At 52.5% G+C, this 3,479-nt stretch carries 4 protein-coding genes; all 4 read right to left on the reverse strand.

Annotated features, from left to right (window positions below):
• A partial coding sequence (locus tag GX147_10020; protein ID NLN61008.1) for an AAA family ATPase occupies window positions 1–1,549 on the reverse strand: 1,549 nt, incomplete at its 3' end.
• Entirely contained in the window at window positions 1,549–1,791 is a 243-nt protein-coding gene (locus tag GX147_10025) for a hypothetical protein (protein NLN61009.1), read from the reverse strand. The genes GX147_10020 and GX147_10025, both read right to left, overlap by 1 nt.
• Window positions 1,788–2,753 carry a hypothetical protein gene (locus GX147_10030; GenBank protein NLN61010.1) on the reverse strand — a complete coding sequence of 322 codons (966 nt, stop codon included), beginning with the start codon at window positions 2,751–2,753 and terminating at the stop codon, window positions 1,788–1,790. Before GX147_10030 ends, GX147_10025 begins: the two co-directional genes overlap by 4 nt.
• Before the next feature lie 54 nt (window positions 2,754–2,807).
• A complete protein-coding gene (locus tag GX147_10035; protein ID NLN61011.1) occupies window positions 2,808–3,008 on the reverse strand; it encodes a helix-turn-helix transcriptional regulator in 201 nt (66 codons plus the stop codon).
• Window positions 3,009–3,479: the final 471 nt, after the last annotated feature.

Genomic DNA, 3,479 nt, shown 5'->3' on the forward strand with positions numbered 1-3,479 from the left:
ATTCATAGATCACGAGGGCAACATTGCACAGTTTCGCCCCAGCGTTGGAACCTTGGATCTCAGAGAGAGTAGGTTCTGTACCCTGATCCTGAAGGCGACGTTTTCTCAGGTGCGTTATCAGAACGACTGCAAGGTTGTATTTTGTTGCAAGTGTTTTCAGGTGCTTGCAGATCTCGTTTTGGGCCTTCCCATCGTTGAGGTCTTCGTCCGAGAAGGCGGGCAGAGAATCTATGATCAGTAGGTCTGGTGTGTTGGAGTGCAGAAGGTTTTCCAGGTTCTTCCTCCCTTGTGGGGTGTCGAGGTCAAGATCCACACCCTTGTCAGAGAGCACTTCCTGATGGACCACCTGGAAATTATCATCCAAGTATTTCCACCCAGAGGCCTTGAAACGCCAGTTAAAGTAGTCCTTACCGCACTCACCATTAAGATACAGGGTTTTCCGTACCGGCTCGGCGATCATCCCCAGTACGGGAGCCCCAATGGAAAGGTCAGAGGCTACCTTCGTCATGAGGATGGATTTTCCCATGCCTGGATCAGCTGCCACGAGGTTGAGGTGTTTCCGGGGAAAGTGCCATATCTTCTCCGGTCTTTGAGCGCTCCCTGGAGAAGGAGCTTCCACAAGGTCGAGGATACTTATCTTCTCCTCTTCTCGTGACAACCACACACTCTCCGCCTGCGCCACGGCCCACCGGTCCCGGAAAAGAGCCCTTGCGGTTTCGATGCCTTGCTCAACATGGACGTCGTTCCAGTCAAGCCCGTTCCGGCTCTCCGGCGGCAGTTCAACAACCTGGAAGCCTGCGGACCTGCATTGTGTGGCGGCGATTTTCCCGGCGTCACCGGCGTCGGGACAGGCATATGGTTCCGCCTTGTGCCGATCCTTGAATATCCGGCAGACCGCCTCGATGTTCCAACAGGTGAAGGCCACAGCCACCGGCTGGCCGGTTATCAGGTGAAGGCTTGCGGCTGTTGCGTATCCCTCCGCCACGTATACAGGCTTCCCCTCTGATACGGTCCCGATAAGGTGGCAGGCTCCCTTCTTTTGCTTCAGGTGTTTTTTGTCCTGCCCCTGCGTCGCCGGAATGCGTTCCAGACCCACCAATTCACCGGAGGCATTGTAGGCCGGTACGAGAAGAACTTGGTCAGCCATGTTCCTGTCAAAGCAGGTCCGGCAGCTGTGAGGAGGAACCTGCTTCCTCTGCAGATAGGGGAAGTCAGCCGGTGCGGGAGCGGCACTGTTCCATACGTCTTGGATATAGCCCCGGTTCTTTTCTGCCTGTGTCGTCTCATCGTCTCTGCGAGAGGGAAGGGATTTTCCATCCTGGCGGGAAGGCTCCTCAATTCCCAACGCCTGGCAGAATTCCGAGAGGAGCATCTTTTCACCGGACGCCCGGTCAAGACAGGTCCGCTTCACCAGGTCGATTGAAAAGGATGGATGCCGGTCCTCACGAAATGGGGAGCTGATAAGCCAGTTCGTCTTTTCGTGATCCTCCCATCTCCCACGATACGGGAGCTGCTGCGCCCAGGTGCGCATATCATCCATGTACGCCATCACTCCCGACCCCCTTCATCAGAGAGAAGCAGGTAAGTGCTGCAGCCTTGGTCATTCCTCAAGGAGAGGATGATATGACCGTCCTTCTTTAATTCGGAAATACGGGAGGCTACATGCCTGCAACCGTATAGCTCCCTGCTCATGTCCTGAGTCAATGGCGCTCCGGTCTTGAGATGTTCGAGCACCAGGTCTTTCTGCCGGAGCTGCCGCTTGACGTCTTCGCCGGTTCTCTGGAAGGTCATGCAGCCCACCTCCAGTCCATGCAGCAACAGTACAGAGGCGTCAGCAGCGAGGATGAAAAGCTATTCGTCTTGTGAGTTAATGGGATTAATAGCGCCTGGATCGGCGCAGGAGGGATGATCCTTCCCTGGTAGGAAAGCCTTGGAGGGTCAGCAGGGTCAGATTCAGAGTCGCCGCCGCTGTCGTCTTCCTGTCGGTGTCTGGATGCGGCATGCGCCGTTGTACCAGAGAACATCCGGGCCGATCTGTGGGGGAGCATGAAGAAATTAGTCACAACACGATGCAGACGGGCCATCGTCGAGCGGAATACTGAATCGTAAATCTTACACCAGGTGAGTTCACGGGCAACTCGACGCCAGCCACCCAGGCTGTTCCCAACTTCTTCTTCGGGCGTCGGTTTCGCTGCTGATGCCGCTTCTTCTGCAAGCACGTCCGCTTCCCAGTCGTCGTCAGGGTTAAAAGAAAAATCACGATGGAATTCAAGCCGCCTGAAGTACTCTTCTTTCGCCAGCGCCCACGCCTTGACACGATCTATTTCAGGGAAGAGCTTCACAACTAGCTTAAGTATCGTCTGAGGTTTGCAGTGCTCTTTCAGATACAACGTGTTCACTACTCCGTCCCTAATCGCCCGAAACACCCAGTCATCAGCCTTGTCCTCTACTTCGCCGTTCCTCGCCGCTTCAAGAGCATATAAACGAGCCGCCTCGAAAGAGCCGGGACCAGGGAAAGCACCTCTTGCTATCATTTCATCGAAGGATTCAGAAGAGTACTTCTTTTCCCGCATTGTTGCGCAGATACATACAGAAGATAGTTTTTTGTAGTCGCCGCTCAGAATAGATTCAATGTCGCCGCATATCGTTTCAATCTGCCCTGCTATGTTTGGATGAAGGGCTTTTCTGAGCTTCCCGTCTCTGAATACGGCCTTATAGTACCTTAGTGTGGTAAAATTATCTTGTCTCGCCATTCCCACTTTCCTTTCTGCCGCCCGTCCCGGCGGCTTTTTTTATTACCGGTCCTGCTACTTCGCCAGACCGGACGCCTCGAAAAAATCAGCTTCCTCGATTCCATAGGCCGCTACGATTTTTCGCCGATGGTCATCACTTGGAACAAGTCGTTTCCGTTCGATTAATGACAATGTGGCTACATGGATACCCATTTTTTCCGCCATCACTTTCTGAGTCAAACCCTTTCGCATTCTCAAAATCGCAAGTTCACTCATGGCTATTCACCCCCCTTCGTGGTAGTATTTACTTGGTTCTATACATAATCTACCACTTACGTTAAAGTGATGCAAGGGGGGTGGACAACCGATTGCATAACTATCACCACAGGTTTTATGCTTTGTGGACAAAGTGACGGACAAGATTAGTTAGAATATCTTGAGGCTTACAGACAGTTAGTCCATATCCACAAGGGAAAGGTATTTTCTGAGCACAAAAAAAAGACGCCCCTGATGGTCAGGAAGCGTCAAATGTAAGCCCCATAAAAAACAGTCCACTGCGCTTAAAAAGAACCTTGAAACTCGAAAAGTCGGTATTTGCAAGGGACTACGGATTCATTTACCCCACGGCGGATTTTGAGTCCGCTGCGTCTACCATTCCGCCACCCCGGCAAGGCACTGGTATTTTTTACCATACTCTATTGCCGATGTCCAGCAGCAAAGTCCAGGAATATTATTTCCGGCGGAACA

The organism is Deltaproteobacteria bacterium, assembly GCA_012522415.1.
Classification (GTDB): domain Bacteria; phylum Desulfobacterota; class Syntrophia; order Syntrophales; family JAAYKM01; genus JAAYKM01.

Bases quoted from the DNA above. Each gene is read 5' to 3' on its own strand.
- GX147_10025 (NLN61009.1), bottom strand. From the start codon at position 1,791: ATGACCTTCCAGAGAACCGGCGAAGACGTCAAGCGGCAGCTCCGGCAG.
- GX147_10030 (NLN61010.1), bottom strand. From the start codon at position 2,753: ATGGCGAGACAAGATAATTTTACCACACTAAGGTACTATAAGGCCGTA.
- GX147_10035 (NLN61011.1), bottom strand. From the start codon at position 3,008: ATGAGTGAACTTGCGATTTTGAGAATGCGAAAGGGTTTGACTCAGAAA.